Source organism: Pseudomonas fluorescens (assembly GCF_018614775.1).
Lineage (GTDB): Bacteria > Pseudomonadota > Gammaproteobacteria > Pseudomonadales > Pseudomonadaceae > Aquipseudomonas > Aquipseudomonas fluorescens_BY.
The window spans coordinates 15,947-33,825 of record NZ_JAGGOF010000003.1; the positions used below are offsets into that span (position 1 = coordinate 15,947).

Annotated in this window: 16 protein-coding genes and 2 tRNA genes; 4 read left to right on the forward strand and 14 right to left on the reverse strand. The window is 62.1% G+C overall.

Annotation, left to right across the window (positions count from 1 at the left end):
• Window positions 1-20 precede the first annotated feature (20 nt).
• Window positions 21-920 (reverse strand): polysaccharide deacetylase family protein, encoded by a 900-nt coding sequence (locus J7E36_RS01165; RefSeq protein ID WP_214999074.1) that lies wholly within the window; start codon window positions 918-920, stop codon window positions 21-23.
• A gap of 239 nt (window positions 921-1,159) precedes the next feature.
• On the opposite strand from J7E36_RS01165, the gene J7E36_RS01170 reads away from it, so the two are divergent.
• Both J7E36_RS01170 and J7E36_RS01175 read left to right on the forward strand, forming a co-directional pair.
• Window positions 1,160-1,414, forward strand: a complete 255-nt coding sequence (locus J7E36_RS01170) for a DUF6555 family protein (protein ID WP_214999075.1) — start codon at window positions 1,160-1,162, stop codon at window positions 1,412-1,414.
• 150 nt (window positions 1,415-1,564) lie between these two features.
• Window positions 1,565-1,795: a hypothetical protein gene (locus J7E36_RS01175; protein WP_214999076.1), complete on the forward strand. Its 231-nt coding sequence runs from the start codon at window positions 1,565-1,567 to the stop codon at window positions 1,793-1,795.
• Window positions 1,796-1,868: 73 nt separating this feature from the next.
• Here the strand turns inward: J7E36_RS01175 and J7E36_RS01180 are convergent, their stop codons facing one another.
• Window positions 1,869-2,096 carry a PLD nuclease N-terminal domain-containing protein gene (locus J7E36_RS01180; protein ID WP_042731642.1) on the reverse strand — a complete coding sequence of 76 codons (228 nt, stop codon included), beginning with the start codon at window positions 2,094-2,096 and terminating at the stop codon, window positions 1,869-1,871.
• A gap of 76 nt (window positions 2,097-2,172) precedes the next feature.
• A complete protein-coding gene (locus J7E36_RS01185; protein ID WP_331275386.1) occupies window positions 2,173-2,430 on the reverse strand; it encodes a hypothetical protein in 258 nt (85 codons plus the stop codon).
• A 173-nt stretch (window positions 2,431-2,603) separates the two neighbouring features.
• Here J7E36_RS01185 and J7E36_RS01190 point away from each other — a divergent pair, with 173 nt between their 5' ends.
• Window positions 2,604-2,966, forward strand: a complete 363-nt coding sequence (locus J7E36_RS01190; protein ID WP_214999077.1) for an NUDIX hydrolase — start codon at window positions 2,604-2,606, stop codon at window positions 2,964-2,966.
• Between the two features lie 76 nt (window positions 2,967-3,042).
• Here J7E36_RS01190 and J7E36_RS01195 read toward each other — a convergent pair.
• Both J7E36_RS01195 and J7E36_RS01200 read right to left on the reverse strand, forming a co-directional pair.
• Window positions 3,043-3,129: transfer RNA gene (locus tag J7E36_RS01195), tRNA-Leu, on the reverse strand.
• Between the two features lie 192 nt (window positions 3,130-3,321).
• Window positions 3,322-3,395, reverse strand: a tRNA-Cys gene (locus tag J7E36_RS01200).
• A gap of 291 nt (window positions 3,396-3,686) precedes the next feature.
• Between J7E36_RS01200 and J7E36_RS01205 the strand changes: the two genes are divergently transcribed.
• A complete protein-coding gene (locus J7E36_RS01205) occupies window positions 3,687-4,466 on the forward strand; it encodes a TSUP family transporter (protein ID WP_214999078.1) in 780 nt (259 codons plus the stop codon).
• On the opposite strand, the gene nudC is transcribed toward J7E36_RS01205, so the two are convergent.
• From nudC to J7E36_RS01250, 9 genes are all read right to left on the reverse strand, one after another.
• Entirely contained in the window at window positions 4,434-5,264 is an 831-nt protein-coding gene (gene nudC / locus J7E36_RS01210) for an NAD(+) diphosphatase (protein ID WP_214999079.1), read from the reverse strand. The two genes, J7E36_RS01205 and nudC, sit on opposite strands and share 33 nt — an antisense overlap.
• Window positions 5,265-5,270: 6 nt before the next feature.
• A complete protein-coding gene (locus tag J7E36_RS01215) occupies window positions 5,271-6,083 on the reverse strand; it encodes a crotonase/enoyl-CoA hydratase family protein (protein ID WP_214999081.1) in 813 nt (270 codons plus the stop codon).
• Window positions 6,084-6,361: 278 nt separating this feature from the next.
• Window positions 6,362-7,834, reverse strand: coding sequence for an efflux transporter outer membrane subunit (locus tag J7E36_RS01220; RefSeq protein ID WP_214999083.1), 1,473 nt, complete (start codon window positions 7,832-7,834; stop codon window positions 6,362-6,364).
• Window positions 7,831-10,935 carry an efflux RND transporter permease subunit gene (locus tag J7E36_RS01225; protein WP_214999085.1) on the reverse strand — a complete coding sequence of 1,035 codons (3,105 nt, stop codon included), beginning with the start codon at window positions 10,933-10,935 and terminating at the stop codon, window positions 7,831-7,833. The genes J7E36_RS01220 and J7E36_RS01225 overlap by 4 nt, the downstream gene beginning before the upstream one ends.
• 103 nt (window positions 10,936-11,038) lie before the next feature.
• Window positions 11,039-14,134 (reverse strand): MdtB/MuxB family multidrug efflux RND transporter permease subunit, encoded by a 3,096-nt coding sequence (locus tag J7E36_RS01230; protein WP_214999087.1) that lies wholly within the window; start codon window positions 14,132-14,134, stop codon window positions 11,039-11,041.
• Window positions 14,131-15,447, reverse strand: coding sequence for an MdtA/MuxA family multidrug efflux RND transporter periplasmic adaptor subunit (locus tag J7E36_RS01235; RefSeq protein ID WP_214999089.1), 1,317 nt, complete (start codon window positions 15,445-15,447; stop codon window positions 14,131-14,133). The genes J7E36_RS01230 and J7E36_RS01235 overlap by 4 nt, the downstream gene beginning before the upstream one ends.
• A gap of 204 nt (window positions 15,448-15,651) precedes the next feature.
• Window positions 15,652-16,152 carry a thiol peroxidase gene (gene tpx, locus J7E36_RS01240; protein WP_214999091.1) on the reverse strand — a complete coding sequence of 167 codons (501 nt, stop codon included), beginning with the start codon at window positions 16,150-16,152 and terminating at the stop codon, window positions 15,652-15,654.
• Window positions 16,153-16,257: 105 nt separating this feature from the next.
• Window positions 16,258-16,929 (reverse strand): DUF3313 domain-containing protein, encoded by a 672-nt coding sequence (locus J7E36_RS01245; RefSeq protein ID WP_214999093.1) that lies wholly within the window; start codon window positions 16,927-16,929, stop codon window positions 16,258-16,260.
• A gap of 92 nt (window positions 16,930-17,021) precedes the next feature.
• Window positions 17,022-17,519, reverse strand: coding sequence for a GNAT family N-acetyltransferase (locus tag J7E36_RS01250; protein ID WP_214999095.1), 498 nt, complete (start codon window positions 17,517-17,519; stop codon window positions 17,022-17,024).
• Window positions 17,520-17,879: the final 360 nt, after the last annotated feature.

The following is a 17,879-nucleotide window of genomic DNA, read 5'->3' on the forward strand; positions in this document are numbered from 1 at the left end:
GGGCTGCGCAGCCCTCTCTATCAGCGGGAATCCGAATCCCATAACCAGTCCCATAAACCCGGCAGGCGCACTGGCTGGCCGCTGCTCTGGACCGTGCGCGCCAACGCCGCCCGCTCCAGCGACTGGCGCTCGTCATAGAAAGGCTTGGCATCGGTCCTCACCCCCGTGGCCTGTGCGCTGTCCAGCAGAATCTGCAGGTATTCGCGGGCATGTCGGGCGGTATAACGGTTGATGTCGTGAAACGTCACCACCACTGGAATCACCCCGTCCACCACAGGCATCTGTCCGGCTGCGATGCGCTCGCGCACTTCAGAGAGCTGGCGAATCAGATTGATGCGTCGGCGCGGGCTGACTGTGATGCCCCAGACCTTGCCATCGTTGGCGCTCAGGTCAGTCAGCAGTACATGCATGCCATGACGCTGGTAGGCGGCGAAGGTGCGCCGGTCGTAACTCCAGAACGGCGGCCGGACCAGGGTCGGCGCTGCCCCGGTAATACTGGCAATATCGTTGCCCCCTTCGACAAGCGACTGCTCCAGCGCCTCAGGATCGAGGAACCGGTGATTGGTGTGCCAATGGGTCGCCGTATGAAAAGCCAGCACATGACCTTCGCGCTGCTCACGGTGCATCACCGAGCGGCCGATATGGCTGTCGCCCGCGCGCGCTGCTCGGGTTTGCAGGAAAAACACCGCTTTGATCCCGCGTTGTACGGGATTACGGGCCAGCGCGTCGAGCACCTCCAGGCTGGGGTTCCACAAAGAGGACGCGCTGGGACCATCATCGAAGGTCAGTAGGAAGCGGATCGGGGGTTGTTCACGCAAGCGTTGCTCGGTTTGCGGGGTCAGTTCGATGGGCGGGCCGATGCATCCCGACACACCGATGGCGAGGACTGCAACGACCAGCGCCCTGGCGATGTTTTTCATGTTTTGCCTTAAAAGAAATGCCGCACTGCCACGCCTTGAATCCCTGGCCCTCGGTGATGAAGCTCACCTTGGAGAAGGTTAACCGGGTTTGGTTCCTCGCCGCGAGCCCTGCCTGCCTTCACTCTTCAACGTCCGATGGCCCGCGCGGCTGCCCGGTCTCATTTTGACCGTCTGGAAATCCGATGGAATTTTCCGGGCGCCGCCGTATCCATCCGTATAGGACTAATTAGGGAGGATTTATGGGCGGGCCATCGCTTTACATCATCGACTATGCGCTTCATGGCGAGCCAAAGTCATTCATCATCCGCGCAGAAGTGATGAATAACTCCGAAGCTTGGCATTGGGCCAGTTGCGATGCGGGTGTCGGGCGCATACCCAAGTTCGGCCGGGAAAAAGTCAAGCGGGTATCCAAACCCCTTGCGGAGAAATACGGCATCACCGACGTACGCTGGCGCGCCAGTGTGGCGCCCACCTGGATCAAGGAGTCCGGCTGATCAGGGAACTTCAACGTTCGGCGTACCGGCTGTCCAGCCGGGCGCCGGATTCTTCGACAGACCCGAAATGACTCAACTACGCTTAATGAACGGTATGACCCGCCTCTGGCGGGCTTCGTGCTGCCCCATCAATTCCCATGGAGGTGCGACATGTCGGAACAAGAGTCCATCACCACCCTGCTCACCCTGCTGGAGTCACGCCAGGCACGTCTGACGGCGGCCTGCAAGGAAATCGCCGACTGGGTCGACCATCAGGGCGGACACCCTACCGCTCTGCGAATTCGTGATCGACTTAATGACATCGAAAAAGACGCCCCGTCGATCCAGAGCGCCCTGACGTCCCTCAAGCCCATCGAGCGGCCGCTGCCCAGGTTTCGCTGACAGGCGCCCCTGAACGCAGAAGCTACCAACGGCCACTGGACGACCAGTGACCGGGGACTCGCATGCCCTTGTGCTAGCCCTTGCTGTGTTCCGGCGATGACGGGCCTTCCTTGATGCCCCGCGGTCCGGCCACACCCCAGATAACCAGCCCGAGCACGGGCAGAATGATCAGTAGCAGCGCCCAGCCGGCCTTGGTGCCGGCCGACTTGTCGCTGCGAAACACGCTGACGATGGCCCACAGGTCCACAAGTAGCAATAGCACCGCGACGGCAATCCAGAAATAACTGGCTAATTCAGACATGACCTAATCCTCTTGTCGGTGTAAGGATTAGGCACAACCGTGCGGGGTCCGTTCAAACAATCTGCAGGAGCGCCTTCTACAGACGCTCGTTAAGATAGGCCACCCACTGCTCATAGGCTTCATGTTGGCGCTGGACGGCCGCTTCCCACGCCGCCCCGGCCATTTCATGGGTACCAATGAGCGACATCATCTCCGATGTGGCCGTGTCGAGTTCTACCAGAAGCTCCTGGGATCTGACTTTGAAGTCTTCGACAGTGATCATCTCTTCTCTCTCCCCGCTGCGTGGGGTTAGCCATCCACCCAACATGGATGCGTTTTTTTTGATCTGATTCATTTTAGGCGATGACCGGTCAATGACGTAGCACCGCTTGGCAGCCGCGAGATCGTGTGGAGCCGTTCTCCCATGGCTGCGGTCTTACGGATAAGGCTAAATAGCCACCATGGTGTGCCGGATCTGATTATTTCAGTTATATTTCATTTTAATGACAGTCATTGATTGGGCGTGCCATGAAAATTCGAGCGACCGTCATTTGCGAGGAGAACCGCCACATTTTGCTGGTGCGCAAGCCCAACAGCCGGTGGGCGCTGCCGGGCGGCACGGTCGAACGCGGCGAAACCCACGCCAATGCCGCGATCAGAGAGCTTGCGGAAGAAACCGGGTTGGGCGCTGAAAACCTGCTTTATCTCATGAGGATCAACGACGGCGACACTGAGCACCACGTGTTCGAAGCTTCGGTCAGCGATTGCCGAGCCGCCAGGCCGCAGAATGAAATCAGCGATTGCCTCTGGCAACCCCTGGACGCCATTGCGCACCTGCAGATGAAAAAGGGCATGCGGGAGATTCTGGAAGCGTTTCGGCGACGGCTGTAGGCTTGGGCGGTGGGGTGACAATGAACGCGCAAACAAAAAGGGTTGCATGAGATATATCATGCAACCCTTTGTTATATGGTGCCCGAAGCCGGAATCGAACCGGCACGCCCTTACGAGCGGGGGATTTTAAGTCCCATGCGTCTACCAGTTTCGCCATTCGGGCGGTAGCGCGGTGTCGCCTGCGAAGACTGGCAAGATGGAGTTGCCAGGATCGAGGCGGGTATAGCAAGAGGAGGGAATATATACATCCCTCCCCGGTGAAGCAAGGTCAGGCATGTCCTTTTCAAGACAAAACCATCAATGTCTGAAAACAAAAAAGCCCTGTAGATCATGGATCTACAGGGCTTTTTGAAAGTGGAGGCCGAAGTCGGAATCGAACCGGCGTAGGTGGATTTGCAATCCACTGCATAACCATTTTGCTATTCGGCCTCAGGACGCCTGATGCATACAGCCACATCAACCGGTACAAACCTGATCAGGGATAGGCCTCTGAGAAGCGCTATCTCCTTGAAAACATTGAGATTTTTTATGCCTCAGTGCGTTCGATGGGCGCAATTATGTACTCATTTGGCTAGACTGACAACCCCTTGATTTCAAAAAAAATTTAGCGCTTCGCTCCAATACAGGGCTATCACGAGTGGTCGCAGCCCAGAGCCATTATGGGTACCATACCGGTCTTCCTTCGCCATCCTTCGGCGACCTGCCGAATAAGCCGACTCCATGCCTTTTGAACTCAGCGTTGACCTCACTACCCTCGCTATCCTCATTGCTGTCGCGTTCCTTGCCGGTTTCATCGATGCCATTGCCGGTGGCGGTGGCCTGCTGACCACGCCTGCGCTGCTGACGGCTGGCCTGCCACCGCATCTGGTGCTGGGTACCAACAAACTCAGCTCGACCTTTGGCTCGGCCACGGCCAGTTTCACCTTCTATCGGCGCAAGCTGTTCCATCCGCGGCAGTGGACCCACGCCTTGGTCGGCACGCTGGTAGGCGCCTTGACCGGCGCGATCGTCGCCCATTACCTGCCTGCCGAATGGCTGAACAAGATGCTGCCGGTAATCGTCTTCGCCTGTGGCCTGTACTTGCTGTTCGGTGGCACGCCCAAGGCGCCCCTGGACAGCGATGCGCCGATCAAGAAGAAATGGCAGTCTTCCCAGGGCTTCAGCCTGGGTTTTTATGACGGCGTGGCCGGCCCGGGTACCGGGGCATTCTGGACGGTCAGCAGCCTGCTGCTCTACCCGATCGACCTGGTCAAGGCCAGTGGCGTGGCCCGCAGCATGAACTTCGTCAGTAACATCGCGGCGCTGTCGGTGTTCATTTTCTCCGGGCAAGTGGACTGGGTCATCGGCCTGAGCATGGGCCTGTCGGTGATGGCGGGCGCCTTCTTCGGTGCTCGCACCGCCATCAGCGGCGGCGCCAAGTTCATCCGGCCGGTGTTCATCACCGTGGTGCTGGGCCTGACCGTGCGCCTAGCCTGGCAGCACTGGTTCAGCGTGGCCTAAGCGCCGCGCCAGGTAGAGGTCGATGAGGTAGCGCGCGATGGAGCGCGAGGCTGGCAACGGCGGCAGGTCATGGACGTTGAACCACTGGGCGTCCTCGATTTCATCCTCCTGGGGCACGATGTCGCCACTGGCGTATTCGGCATGGAAGCCGAGCATCATCGAATGGGGAAACGGCCAGCACTGGCTACCCACGTACTGAATGTTCTTCACCTCGATGCTGACTTCTTCGCGCACCTCGCGAACCAGACATTCCTCGGCTGATTCACCGGGCTCGGCAAATCCCGCCAGGGTGCTGTAGACACCGCTGACGAAACGCGGTGAACGCGCGAGCAGGACTTCATCGCCACGGGTGATCAGCACGATCATGCTTGGCGAAATCCGCGGGTAATGGCGCAAGTCACAGGCATCACAGTACATGGCCCGTTCCCGCGGGATCTGGCCCATGCCCTTGCCGCAACTGCCGCAGAAGCGATGCTCGCGGGCCCAGGTGCCGATCTGCGCCGCGTAGCCCAGCACTTTGTAGAGCGTGTGGTCACCTTCGAGCATGAACGCCCGCAGGCCTTTCCAGTTGCAGCCCGGCACCTCCAGCGCGCTGTGCAGTTCCAGCAGGTAGACCGGCTCGCCATCCAGGTGGCCGATGCCGTGCTCGGCCAGGATCGACATGTCCTGGCGCTTGAGCCATTCGCGGGGAAACAGTGCGCCGTTGTCATCGAACAGGAAGCCTTCGGAGCTGCGCGCCACCGCCCAGCCGCCAGGAAGATCGGTATCGAGTACTGCGGTGGTCCAGCGTGAAGTCATGATCGGTCAATCCAGAAATTCGGGTTTCTGTTTGCTCATATGGGCGGCCATGGCCACGCGCAGGTCAGTCGATTGCAGCATGGAGGCGTTCCACGTGGCGACGTACTCCAGCCCGTCGTCGATGCGGTGGTCGCGCATATAGCTGATCATTTCCTTGGTGCCGGTCACGGCAATCGGCGACTTCGCGGCGATTTCCCGGGCGATGCCCATCACGCCGTCGAGCAGGCTGGCGGCATCACTGTAGACACGATTGACCAGGCCGATGTTGCGCGCTTCGTCGGCACCAAAGTTACGCCCCGTATAAGCGAGTTCACGCAGCATGCCGTCCCCGATGATCCGGGGCAAGCGTTGCAATGTGCCAACATCGGCGGCCATGCCGATATCGATTTCCTTGATGGAGAACTGGGCGTCCTCGGCAGCGTAACGCATGTCGCAGGCCGAGATCAGGTCGATGGCGCCGCCCAGGCAATAGCCCTGGATCGCCGCCAGCACCGGTTTGCGGCAGTTGTCCACGGCGTTGAACGACGCTTGCAACTGCAGGATCTTGCGCCGCAGCAGGCGTGCATTGCGACCCACGTCCTTGCCCAACTCATTGGCGACGCCCGCGAGCATCATCAGGTCGATCCCTGAGGAAAAGTGCTTGCCGGCACCACTCAATACCACCACCCGGGCTTCGTCGGTGTCGTCGATCCATTGGAAGATCTCGATGATCTCGCTCCAGAACGCAGCGTTCATCGCGTTGATCTTTTCTGGCCGGTTGATCTGCACATGGGCGATGTTGTCTACAAGTTCGACATTGAACGCTTGGTATTGCGGCATGGCAGTGATCCTTTACCGGCTGAAAAGAGGCTTGAACTATAACAAGCCATTGAGACGGGACGTAGACAGTGCATCGGCCAAAAGCGGGACCTGGCCGCATGCACCCTGAGCAGCATGGCTACAGCAGGATAGGCAGGACCTGGAACTTCAGACCTCGATCTGTGGGAGCACAGCTTGCTCGCGAGGGGCCAGCAGCCATGAGATTCCGGGGGGCCGGAGCATTGCCGTCGCGAGCAAGCTTTGCTCCCACAGGTGTTCTGCAAAACTATCTCCTACAGTCAGCGCGCCTCCATGCGCCCATCCCAGCCGCCACCCAGCGCGGCGATCAACTGCACGCTGGCAATCAAGCGGCTCTGTTGCAGGGCCAGCACGCTGCGCTCGTTGCTCAAGGCGGTGGCCTGTACGGTCACCACGTCGAGATAGGCGATCAGCCCGGCCTTGTACTGGTTCTGCGTAAGGCGCAGGGATTCGCGGGCGGCATCGAGGGCTTCCTGGCGTACCCGGGCCTCGTCCTCCAGGACCTTGAGCTGGATCATGTAGTTTTCCACCTCGCGAAAGCCATCGAGCACGGTCTGGCGATAGGTGGCGACGGTCTGGTCGTAGGCGGCGACGCTACGGTCGACTTCCGCCGAACGCTGACCACCGTCGAACAGGGTCATAGCCAGTTGCGGCCCCACCGACCAGAAGCGGTTCGGCACGCTGACCCAGTTGTCGTAGGTACTGCTGCTATAGCCGCCGCTGAGGCTCAGGGTCAGGTCCGGGTAATACGCCGCCTTGGCCACGCCAATGTTGGCGTTGGCGGCCATCACCGAACGCTCTGCCGAAGCAATATCCGGTCGCCGTTCAAGCAATTGCGACGGCAGCGCCACGGGGATCTGCGGCAGGTCCGGGACGTCCTGGGTTTCCGCCAGATTGAACTCGGCGGGCGGCAAGCCCATCAGTACCGCAATGGCGTTTTCGAACTGGGCGCGCTGCCAGATCAGGTCGATCAGGTCGGCCTGGGTGGTCTTGAGCTGGTTTTGGGCCTGGGCCACCGCATCCTTGCCGGACACGCCGGCGCGGTACTGGTTTTCGGTCATTTTCAGCGAACGCTGGTAGTTGTCGACCGTGCTTTGCAGCAAGCGCTTCTGTTGGTCGATCACCCGAAGTTGCAGGTAATTCTGCACCAGTTCCGATTGCTGGCTCAGGCGCATGGCGGCCAGGTCGGCGAAACTGGCTTGTGCGCTCGCCTCGTCGGCTTCCAGGGTACGACGCAGCTTGCCCCAGACGTCCGCTTCCCAGCTGACGCCGGCCTGGGCGCTGTAAGTGTCGCGGATGCCACTGGACGAACTGCTCAGGCTCGAACTGCTGCTGCCGGTGCCCTGGCTGGAGCGGTTCTTGCCCACGGTCAGGTCCACGGTTGGAAAAAACGCGCCACGGGCACTGCGCACCAGTGCCCGGGCCTGCCGATATTGCGCTTCGGCCTGGGCCACCGTCTGGTTGGAGGTGTTGAGTTTTTCCACCAGGCCATTGAGTTGCGCATCACCGTACAACTCCCACCAGGCGCCACGGGCCAAGGCATCGCTGGGATTGGCCTGGCGCCAGCCCTGGGCTTGTTTGTACTGCGCCGGTTCGGCCGCTGGCGGACGCTGGTAATCCGGACCGATGGCGCAGGCACTGAGCATCGCCACGCACAGCGCCAGGCTCAGCACCCGGGAGCCACGGGCGGTCGCCAACACGGCGGCAAGATTGAAAAGCGAACGGTCGGTCATAGCGGAGTTTCCAGGGCAGCATCGGTGCGCACGCCACGCCAGCGGTTGAAGCGATGGCGCAGCTTATCGAGATAGAGGTAGACCACTGGGGTGGTGTAAAGGGTCAGAACCTGGCTGAACACCAGCCCGCCGATGATGGTCAGGCCCAGCGGCTGGCGCATTTCCGCGCCTTCGGCGCTGCCCAGCAACAATGGCAAGGCGCCGAGGATCGCCGCCAGCGTGGTCATGAGGATCGGCCGCAAGCGCAGCAGGCAGGCGCTGCGGATTGATTCGAGTGGCGCCTGGCCGCCGCGCTCCAGTTGCAACGCCAGGTCGATCATCAGGATCGCGTTCTTCTTCACCACACCGATCAGCAAAAACAGCCCCAACAGCGAAATCAGGCTGAATTCACTGCCCAGCGCGTAGATCGACAGCAACGCACCGACACCCGCCGACGGCAGCGTAGAAAGGATGGTCAGCGGGTGAATGTAGCTCTCGTACAGCACGCCCAACACCAGGTACACCGCCAGCAACGCCCCGAGGATCATGAACGGCTGGCTCTTCTGGGTGGCCGCGAACGCATCGGCGGTGCCGGCCATTTTTGCAATGACGTCTTCAGGCATGCCGAGCTTGGCAATGGCGCGCTCGATGGCGGCGGTGCCCTGCTCCACCGTCACGCCTTCGGCCATGTCGAACGAAATGCTCTCGGAAGCGAACTGGCCTTCATGGCTGACCCGATCATCTTCCAGGCTGTTTTCATAATGGGCGATGGTCGACAACGGCACCCGAGCGCCGTCGGCGGTGATCACCTGGACCTGTTCGAGGGTGCTCGGGTCCTGGGCGTATCTGGGATTGACCTCCATCACCACCTGGTACTGGTTGAGGCTGTCGTAGATGGTGGATATCTGCCGCTGGCTGTAGGCGTTGTTGAGCACGGCGGTGACCCTGCTCATGTCGATGCCCAGGCGTTTGGCCTGGTCACGATCGACCACCAGGGTCACCTGCTGCGCCCCGCCACCGTCGCGGGCGTCGATGGCGGTCAGTTCCGGCAAGGCCCTGAACGCCGCCGCGACCTTGGGGTACCACTGGCGCAGGGACGCCAGGTCGGCACTCTGCAGGATGTAGGAATACTGCGAGGTGGTCTGCTCGCGACCACCACCGAATTGCAGGTCCTGGTCGGCCATCAGCATCAGCTGGGCGCCGGGGACCTTGGGCATTTCCTTGCGCAGGCGCTCGATGACTTTCTGCGCGGAAATTTCCCGCTCCTTGATGGGCTTGAGGCGCACCAGCATGAAGGCGTTATTGGTGCCGTTGCTGCCCCCGATGAAGCCGGCGACGCTTTGTACCGCATCATCCTTGAGCACCGCGCGGCGGAAGGTCTCCATCTTCGGCTGCATCACGTTGAACGACAGCCCGTCGTCGCCGCGCACGAAGCCGATCAACTGACCGGTGTCCTGCTGCGGCATGAAGGTCTTCGGCACCACCACGTACAACGCCACGTTCACGCCGATGGTCACCAGCAGGCTGAGCAAGGTCAAGCGCCGGTGGCGCAGCACCCAGTCCAGGCTGGTGGCGTAACCACGGACCATTCGGTCGTTGAGGCGCTGGCTCCAGCGCTGCAAGCGGTTCTCCTGCCCCGGCACGTGCGGCTTGAGCCAACGGGCGCAGAGCATCGGCGTGAGGGTCAGGGACACCACCAGGGACACGACGATGGACGCCGCCAGGGTGATGGAAAACTCGCGGAACAGGCTTTCGATGATGCCGCCCATGAACAGGATCGACAGGAACACCGCCACCAACGAGACGTTCATCGACAACAGGGTGAAACCCACTTCCTGGGCGCCCCGGTACGCGGCCTGCATGGGCGGCACGCCTTCGTCGATGTGCCGGGAGATGTTCTCCAGCACCACGATGGCGTCATCCACCACCAGCCCAGTGGCAAGGATCAGCGCCATCAGCGACAGGTTATTCAGCGAGAAACCGTACAGGTACATCACCGCAAACGTGCCCACCAGCGACACCGGCACCGCGAGGGTCGGGATCAGCGAGGCGCGGAAGTTGCCGAGGAACAGGAACACCACCAGGACCACCAGGGCCACGGCGATCAGCAGGGTCATTTCCGCCTCATGCAGCGTGGCCTTGATCACTGGCGATCGATCCATCGCCAGGTTCAGCTTGACGCTGGCCGGCAGCACGGCCTGCAATGCCGGCAGCTGCGCCTTGATCTCGTTGACCGTTTCGATGATGTTGGCCCCGGCCTGACGGTTGATCACCAGCAGCACGGCGGCATCGTCGTTGAAGAAGCCGCTGTTGTAGCGGTCCTCGACGCTGTCGGTGACTTTCGCCACGTCCTTGAGGCGCAACACCGAGCCATCCTGGTAACGGATGATCAGGGTCTCGTAGTCCTTGGCCTTCTCCAGTTGATCGTTGGCCTGGACCTGCCACATGCGCCGGTCGTCCTCCACCGAGCCCTTGGGCCGACGCACGTTGCTGTTGGCAATGGCGGTGCGCACGTCATCCAGGGCCACGCCGTACTGATCCAGCGCCTTGGGTTCCAGTTCGATGCGCACCGCAGGCAATGAGCTGCCGCCGATCTGCACCTCGCCGACACCCGACACCTGGGACAGGCTCTGGGACAGGATGGTCGAGGCCAGGTCGTAGAGCTGGCCTTTTTCCAGCACGTCCGAGGTCAGCGACAGCACCATGATGGGCGCCTGGGACGGGTTGACCTTCTTGTAGGTGGGCATGCTGCGCATACCGCTGGGCAGCAGGTTGCGCGAGGCATTGATGGCCGCCTGCACTTCACGGGCCGCGCCGTTGATGTCACGGTCCAGGTCAAATTGCAGGATGACGCGGGTCGAACCCTGGCTGGATCGGCTGCTCATGGTGTTGACCCCGGCGATGGCGCCGAAGGAACGCTCCAGGGGCGTTGCCACCGTCGACGCCATTACCTCGGGGCTGGCCCCTGGCAGGCTGGCCTGGACGACAATCACCGGGAAATCCATCTGCGGCAGCGGCGCCACCGGCAACAGGCCGAAGCACACGCCGCCGAGCAGCATGATGGCAAGGCTCAAGAGCATGGTCGCCACGGGGCGCCTGATGAACGGGCCGGAGAGGTTCATAGGGTGCCGCTCCAGGCTTCGAGCGGCCAGCGGCAAGCTGACGGCGCGCGCTGCACCTGTTCTTCTCTTGAAGCTTGTGGCTCGCCCCTTGCCGCTCGCGCCGTCATGCCTGCACCTCTTTCACACCAGGCTTGGCGAACCGGCGTCCCAGGCGGTCGAAATACAGGTAGATCACCGGCGTGGTGAACAGCGTCAAGACTTGGCTCACCAGCAACCCGCCGACCATCACCAACCCCAGGGGCTGGCGCAATTCGGCGCCGGAACCGGTGGCGAGCATCAGCGGCACCGCACCGAACAGCGCTGCCAGGGTGGTCATCAGGATCGGCCGGAAACGCAGCAAAGCGGCTTGATAGATCGCCGTCTGCGGGTCCATGCCCTGGTTGCGTTCGGCGTCGAGGGCGAAGTCGATCATCATGATCGCGTTCTTCTTGACGATACCGATCAGCAGGATGATGCCGATGATCGCGATCATGCCCAGGTCATTGCCACTGAGGATCAACGCCAGCAAGGCGCCGATGGCCGCCGAGGGCAGCGTGGACAGGATCGTGATCGGGTGGATGTAGCTCTCGTAGAGCACGCCCAGGACGATGTACATGGTGACCACCGCCGCCAGGATCAGCAGCAAGGTGCTCGACAACGAGGCCTGGAATGCCTGCGCCGCGCCCTGGAACTCGGTCTGCACGCCCACCGGCATGCCGATGTCGCGCTGGACCTTCTCGATCGCCTCCACCGCGTGCCCTAGGGCCACGCCAGGCGCCAGGTTGAACGACATCATCACCGCCGGGAACTGGCCGATATGGGCAATCGCCAGTTGCGCCTGACGCTCCTCGACCCGGGCCAGGCTCGACAAACGCACTTGCCCGCCGTTGGTGGTCTTGACGTAGATCTGGTTCAGCGCCTGGGGGCCGATCTTTTCTCCGGCCTCAGCCTGCAACACCACGCGGTATTGGCTGGCCTGGGTGTAGATGGTGGAAATCTGCCGTTGGCCGAAGGCGTCATACAGCGCATCGGTGATGTTCGACACCGACACGCCCAACCGTGAAGCCGCATCGCGGTCGATCACCAGGTAGACCTGCAGACCCTTGTCCTGCAAGTCGCTGGCGACGTCGGTCAGTTCCGGCTGACTGGCCAGGGCTTCGACCAGGCGCCCACTCCAGAGACTGAGCAATTCGGCGTCCGGCGACGACAGGCTGAACTGATACTGGGTGCGGCTGACCCGGTCCTCGATGGTCAGGTCCTGCACCGGCTGCATGAACAGGCGGATGCCCACCAGCCGATCCAGTTGCGGCTGCAAGCGGGCAATGATCTGGGTCGCGCTGTCATCCCGTTCACCGTGGGGCTTGAGATTGATCAGCAGGCGTCCACTGTTGAGCGTGGCGTTGTCGCCGTCCACGCCGATGTAGGACGACAGGCTTTCCACCGCCGGATCGGCCAGGATCACCTTGGCCAGTTGCTGCTGGCGCTCGCCCATGGCGGCAAACGATATCGACTGCGGCGCTTCGGAAATGCCCTGGATCACCCCCGTGTCCTGTACCGGAAAAAAGCCCTTGGGCACGGCCAGGTACAGCACCACCGTCAGCACCAGGCTGCCCGCCGCCACCAGCAGGGTCAGCGGCTGGTGCTTGAGCACCCACTGCAATTTGCGCCCGTAGCCCGCGATCAACCAGTCGATCCAGGCCCCGCTGGCGCGGTAGAACCGGCCCTGCTGGTGCTCCTTGGGCTCAGGCTTGAGCAGCCGGGCGCACATCATCGGCGTCAGCGTCAGGGACACCACCAGGGAAATCAGGATCGCCACCGCCAGGGTGATGGCGAACTCGCGGAACAGCCGCCCCACCACGTCCGCCATGAACAGCAACGGGATCAGCACCGCAATCAGCGACAGCGTCAGCGAGATCAGCGTGAAGCCGATCTGTTTCGCGCCCTTGAGCGCGGCCTGCAACGGGCTGTCGCCCTCCTCGATGTACCGGGCGATGTTCTCCAGCATGACGATGGCGTCGTCCACCACGAAACCGGTGGCGATGGTCAGGGCCATCAGCGTCAGGTTGTTGATGGAGAAACCCGCCAGGTACATCACCCCGAACGTCCCGATCAATGACAGCGGCACGGCCACCGATGGGATGATGGTGGCACTGACCCGGCGCAGGAACAGGAACGTCACCATGACCACCAGGGCGATGGCAATCAGCAGTTCATGTTGCACGTCGGTGACCGAGGCGCGGATGGTCTGGGTGCGATCGGTGAGCACGGTGACGTCGAGCCCGGCCGGCAGGTTGTCAGTGATGCTGGGCAAAAGCGCCTTGATCCGGTCCACCACCTCGATGACGTTGGCCCCGGGCTGGCGCTGGATATTCAGCAGCACGGCCTGGTTCTCGTTGGCCCAGGCGGCAAGGCGTTCGTTTTCGGCGCCGTCAACGATCTGCGCGACGTCCTTGAGCCGCAACGGCGCGCCGTCGGCGTAGGCCAGGATCAGCTCGGCGTAGTCCTTGGGCGAAGTCAACTGGTCGTTGGCGTCGAGCATCGAGACCCGGGTCGGGCCGTCGAAGTTGCCCTTGGGCTGGTTGACGTTGGAAGCACCAATCAAGGTGCGTACGTCGGCCAGGTTCAAGCCGTTCGCCGCCAGGGCCTCGGGGTTGACCTTGATTCGCACCGCCTGGCGCTGGCCACCGGCAATGGTGACCATGCCGACCCCGCTGATCTGGGCGATTTTCTGCGCCATGCGGGTGTCCACCAGGTCATTGAGCTTGGGCAGCAGCATGGTCTTGGAGGTAATCGCCAGGGTCAGCACCGGGGTGTCGGCCGGGTTGACCTTGTTGTACACCGGCGGCGCCGGCAGGTCGTTGGGCAGCAGGTTGGTGGCCGCGTTGATCGCCGCCTGCACCTGCTGCTCGGCGACATCCATGTTGATCTCGAGATTGAAACGCAGGGTGATCACCGACGCGCCGCCGGAACTGGTGGATGCCATCTGCGTCAGGCCCGGCATCTGCCCGAACTGCCGTTCCAGGGGCGCGGTCACGGCGCTGGTCATCACATCGGGGCTGGCGCCCGGGTACAGGGTCATCACGCGGATGGTCGGGTAATCGACCTGGGGCAGCGCCGACACCGGCAGCAGCCGATAGGCGATCAGCCCGGCCAGGACGATGGCGAGCATGCTCAGGGTCGTGGCGACCGGGCGAAGGATGAACAGCCGCGAGAGGTTCATGCGCCGCCCTTTTTCGCCTTGTCGGCCGCTGCCGGCTCAGCCGGCGCCGCCGCAGTCTTGCCCTGCAAGTGTTCGGTCGGCGTGGTGGGCACTTCCTGGCTGTCGTTGACCACTTCCACTTCACTGCCTTCTTTCAGGCGGTCGGTACCTTCCAGCACCACCCGGTCGCCGGCGACCAGGCCTTCGGTGACCACCGTGTGCTCTCCGTCGCTGGCGCCGATCTTGAGCTTCCTGATGGTGACCTTCCTGTCGCCGTCCAGGGCATAGACGAAGGTGCCGTTGGTCCCGAACTGAACGGCAGCCGTCGGCGCCAGGACCACGCCTTTGAGGGTGTCGGCCAGCAGGTGTACGTTGACGAACTGGTTGGGGAACAGCGACTGGTCGCGATTATCGTAGCGGGCCTTGAACTTCAGGGTGCCGGTGGTGACGTCGATCTGGTTGTCCAGGCTTTGCAGCACACCGCTGGCCTGGAGCTTCACGTCGCCACGGTCCCAGGCCTCGACGGGCAATTTCGCGCCACTGTGGTAGCGGGCGAGCACGGTGTCGAGGCTGTTTTCCGGCAGGGTGAACACGACGCTGATGGGCTGGGTCTGGGTGATCACCGCCAGGGCCGTGGTGTCGTTGGCCGCCACCAGGTTGCCGACGTCCAGTTGTCGCAGGCCGACGCGCCCGGTAATCGGTGCGCGGATCCTGGTGAATTCGAGGTTGAGCTTGGCGTCGTTGACCGCTGCCTGGTTGGTCTTGACCGTGCCCTGGTATTGGCCCACCAGCGCAGCCGCCGTGTCGAGGGTCTGCTTGGCGATGCTGTCTTCGGCATACAGGCCGCGATAGCGCTCGAGGTCCACTTGGGCATTCTTCAACTGGGCCTGGTTTTGCAACAGCGTGCCTTCGGCCTGGAGCAGCGCGTTCTGGTACGGACGCGGATCGATCTCGGCCAACAGGTCCCCGGCCTTGACCATCTGCCCTTCCTCAAAGGCGATCCTGACCAGCTCGCCGCCCACCCGGCTGCGCACGTTGATGGTATTGAGCGCCGTGACGGTGCCCAACGCCTTGTAGTACAGCGGGAAATCCCCGGTGACCGCTGGCGCGACCCGAACCGGGATCGGCCCCGCTGCGCTGCCGAACCCCGGCCGCATGCCGCCCGAGCGCCTCACGTGTCCCGCGGCGGCTTTCTGCCCTGCCCCAGGTTTCTGGGCGGTACCGGCAGGCCAGAACTTCCAGGCCAGCAGCGCGACGACCAGGACAATGAGCAAGCCGAACAGCCAGCGACGGGAATGACGGGAAACAGAGGATTGCATGGAGTGATCAACCATTGGGCGCGTGGGCTTCTTTTTCGGGAGGCTGAACGATAAGCACTGGCCGCTATTTAGCAAAGCGCCTTTACCGGCAATTTACCTTGGGCTTACGTATCGCCGAATCGGCTAACGCCTTGAAGTACAAATGAAAACGGCCTGGGCGGGACCCAGGCCGTGAAATTGTAATAAATGTTCTGTTTCAGGACACTTACTTCAGGACAGTTATTTCAGAACGCTGAGCGCCGCGTCGTAGTTCGGCTCTTCGGCGATTTCCTTGACCAGCTCGCTGTGCAGCACGTTGTCGTTTTCGTTCAGCACAACCACTGCACGGGCGGTCAAGCCTTTCAGCGGGCCGTCGGCAATGGCTACGCCGTAGTTCTCGATGAACTCGGCACCGCGCAGGGTCGACAGGTTCTGGACGTTTTCCAGGCCTTCGGCGCCGCAGAAACGTGCCTGGGCGAACGGCAGGTCAGCGGAGATGCACAGCACCACGGTGTTGTTCAGCTCGTTGGCCTGGGCATTGAACTTGCGCACGGACGTGGCGCAGGTCGGCGTATCGACGCTTGGGAAAATGTTCAGCACCTTGCGCTTGCCGGCGAAGCTCGCCAGGGTGACGTCGGACAGATTGCCGGCCACCAGGGAAAAGGCTGGTGCCTTGGAACCGGCTTGTGGCAACTGGCCGTTGACTTGAACCGGGTTGCCTTTGAGCGTGACTTGAGCCATGAACGGATTCCTTCTGACAGGTTTGAAAAAGGTCGAGGCCGGAGTTAACCATGAAACGCGGCCGCGACCTATGCCTGGACATGAAAAGTCATGGCTCAAGCGGCGCTACTTGGCCTTGAGCTTCATGAACGACTGGTTCAGATCCGTCGCCCAGCCATCGATGACCGCTTTGACGTCATCGGGCTTCATCACCTGGGACTCGTTGGACAAGGGTTTGCCGGTGCCCTTGCGCACTACCTGGGCGACCACCGCATTGTTGCCGCCGTCGAGAAACACCGCTTCGGTGCCCAGGGTGGTTTCCTGGTCACGGATGCCGCTGGCGGTGCTGACGGCCGCTGCCACCAAGGCAATCGGCACCACTTCATAAGGTTTCAGGCCTTCGGTCTTGCTGCTGACCGCGGTAATGGCCGCGCGCATCACCAACACGCCCGGGCCCGGGCTCTTCGCCAACGGCAAGGATTTCCCCGCTTCGCGCTTGAGCGCCTGGTCGTAGTACGCCGTGATGCCGGACAGGGTGGCCTGGGGAATCCGCACGGTCGGTTGCGGCTTGGGATAAAGCTGGGTCGGCTCGATGTAGATACTGGTGTATCTGCTCGCGTCGATCTTCGGATCGATCCAGCGCATCACCTCGGCCCCCGACGGTGATTTGTCTTCCTTGAGCCGGCTGTAGTCCCCCAGAAAGCCGGAATATTCGTCCGGCTGGGTGATCTTGCTGGAGCAACCCGCAAGGGCGAGCGAGGCGACGCATACAGTGCCAATCATTGACGCGAACTTCATGCTTTCACTCCTGGATACCACCCGGGACCGGGTTTGAGTTACAGGTATAGCCAATGCACCGGGTTTTGCCCATTTCGCGGGTTTTACTGCCTTCAGCGCAGCCGTGCCATGGCCAGGGTGTCGACCCAGCGCCCGTCTCGCACAGCGTAGTCGCGCATCAGGCCTTCGGTTTCGAAGCCGAACTTTCGGTACAGGCTGATAGCTGCTTCATTATCCGCGTACACCGTCAATTCGACCCGCCGCAGGTTCATCCAGTTGTCAGCCACATCCAGGGCGGCGGCCAGCAACATCGAGCCCACGCCTTTGCCCTGCCAGGCGCCAGCCACCCCCATGCCGAGACTGGCGCAATGGGCACGACGGACGCGCGCGTACTGCTCCAGCCCCAGGTGGCCGATGACCTTGCCGTCATTCAGCGCCACCAGTTTCAGCTGATGCTCGTCGGCGGTCGCCAGGCGGTTTCGCCAGACTTCCGTGGACTGGAAAGGCATCTGCAGCACTTGGCGAGTCACCGCCGGGTCGTTGTAGAGCGCGGTGACATCGGCGATATGGTCTTCAGCAAAGCGTGCAAGGGTGATCGTGGACTCGGACATGCGGCTCCTTCCTTGAGGCGTGGTAAGACCGGTCACTATAAGCCGCTGATCGGCCAGGTAGCGAGCACAGACCTGTGGGAGTCGAGCCTGCTCGCGATAGCAGTGTGCCTGACACGCAGCGGCTGAATTTGCCGCCGCCATCGCGAGCAGGCTCGCTCCCACATTTTGATCTGGGTGGCCGCAACATCCGCAGCACCTCAGGTCCCCTGTGGGAGCGAGCTTGCTCGCGATAGCGGTGTGCCTGACACGCAGAGGCTGAATGTACCGCCGCCATCGCGAGCAAGCTCGGCTCCCACAGTTTGATCTGGAGTGGCCGTCACATCCGCAGCACCTCAGCCTCTCTGATTGGGTGGAGGCAAC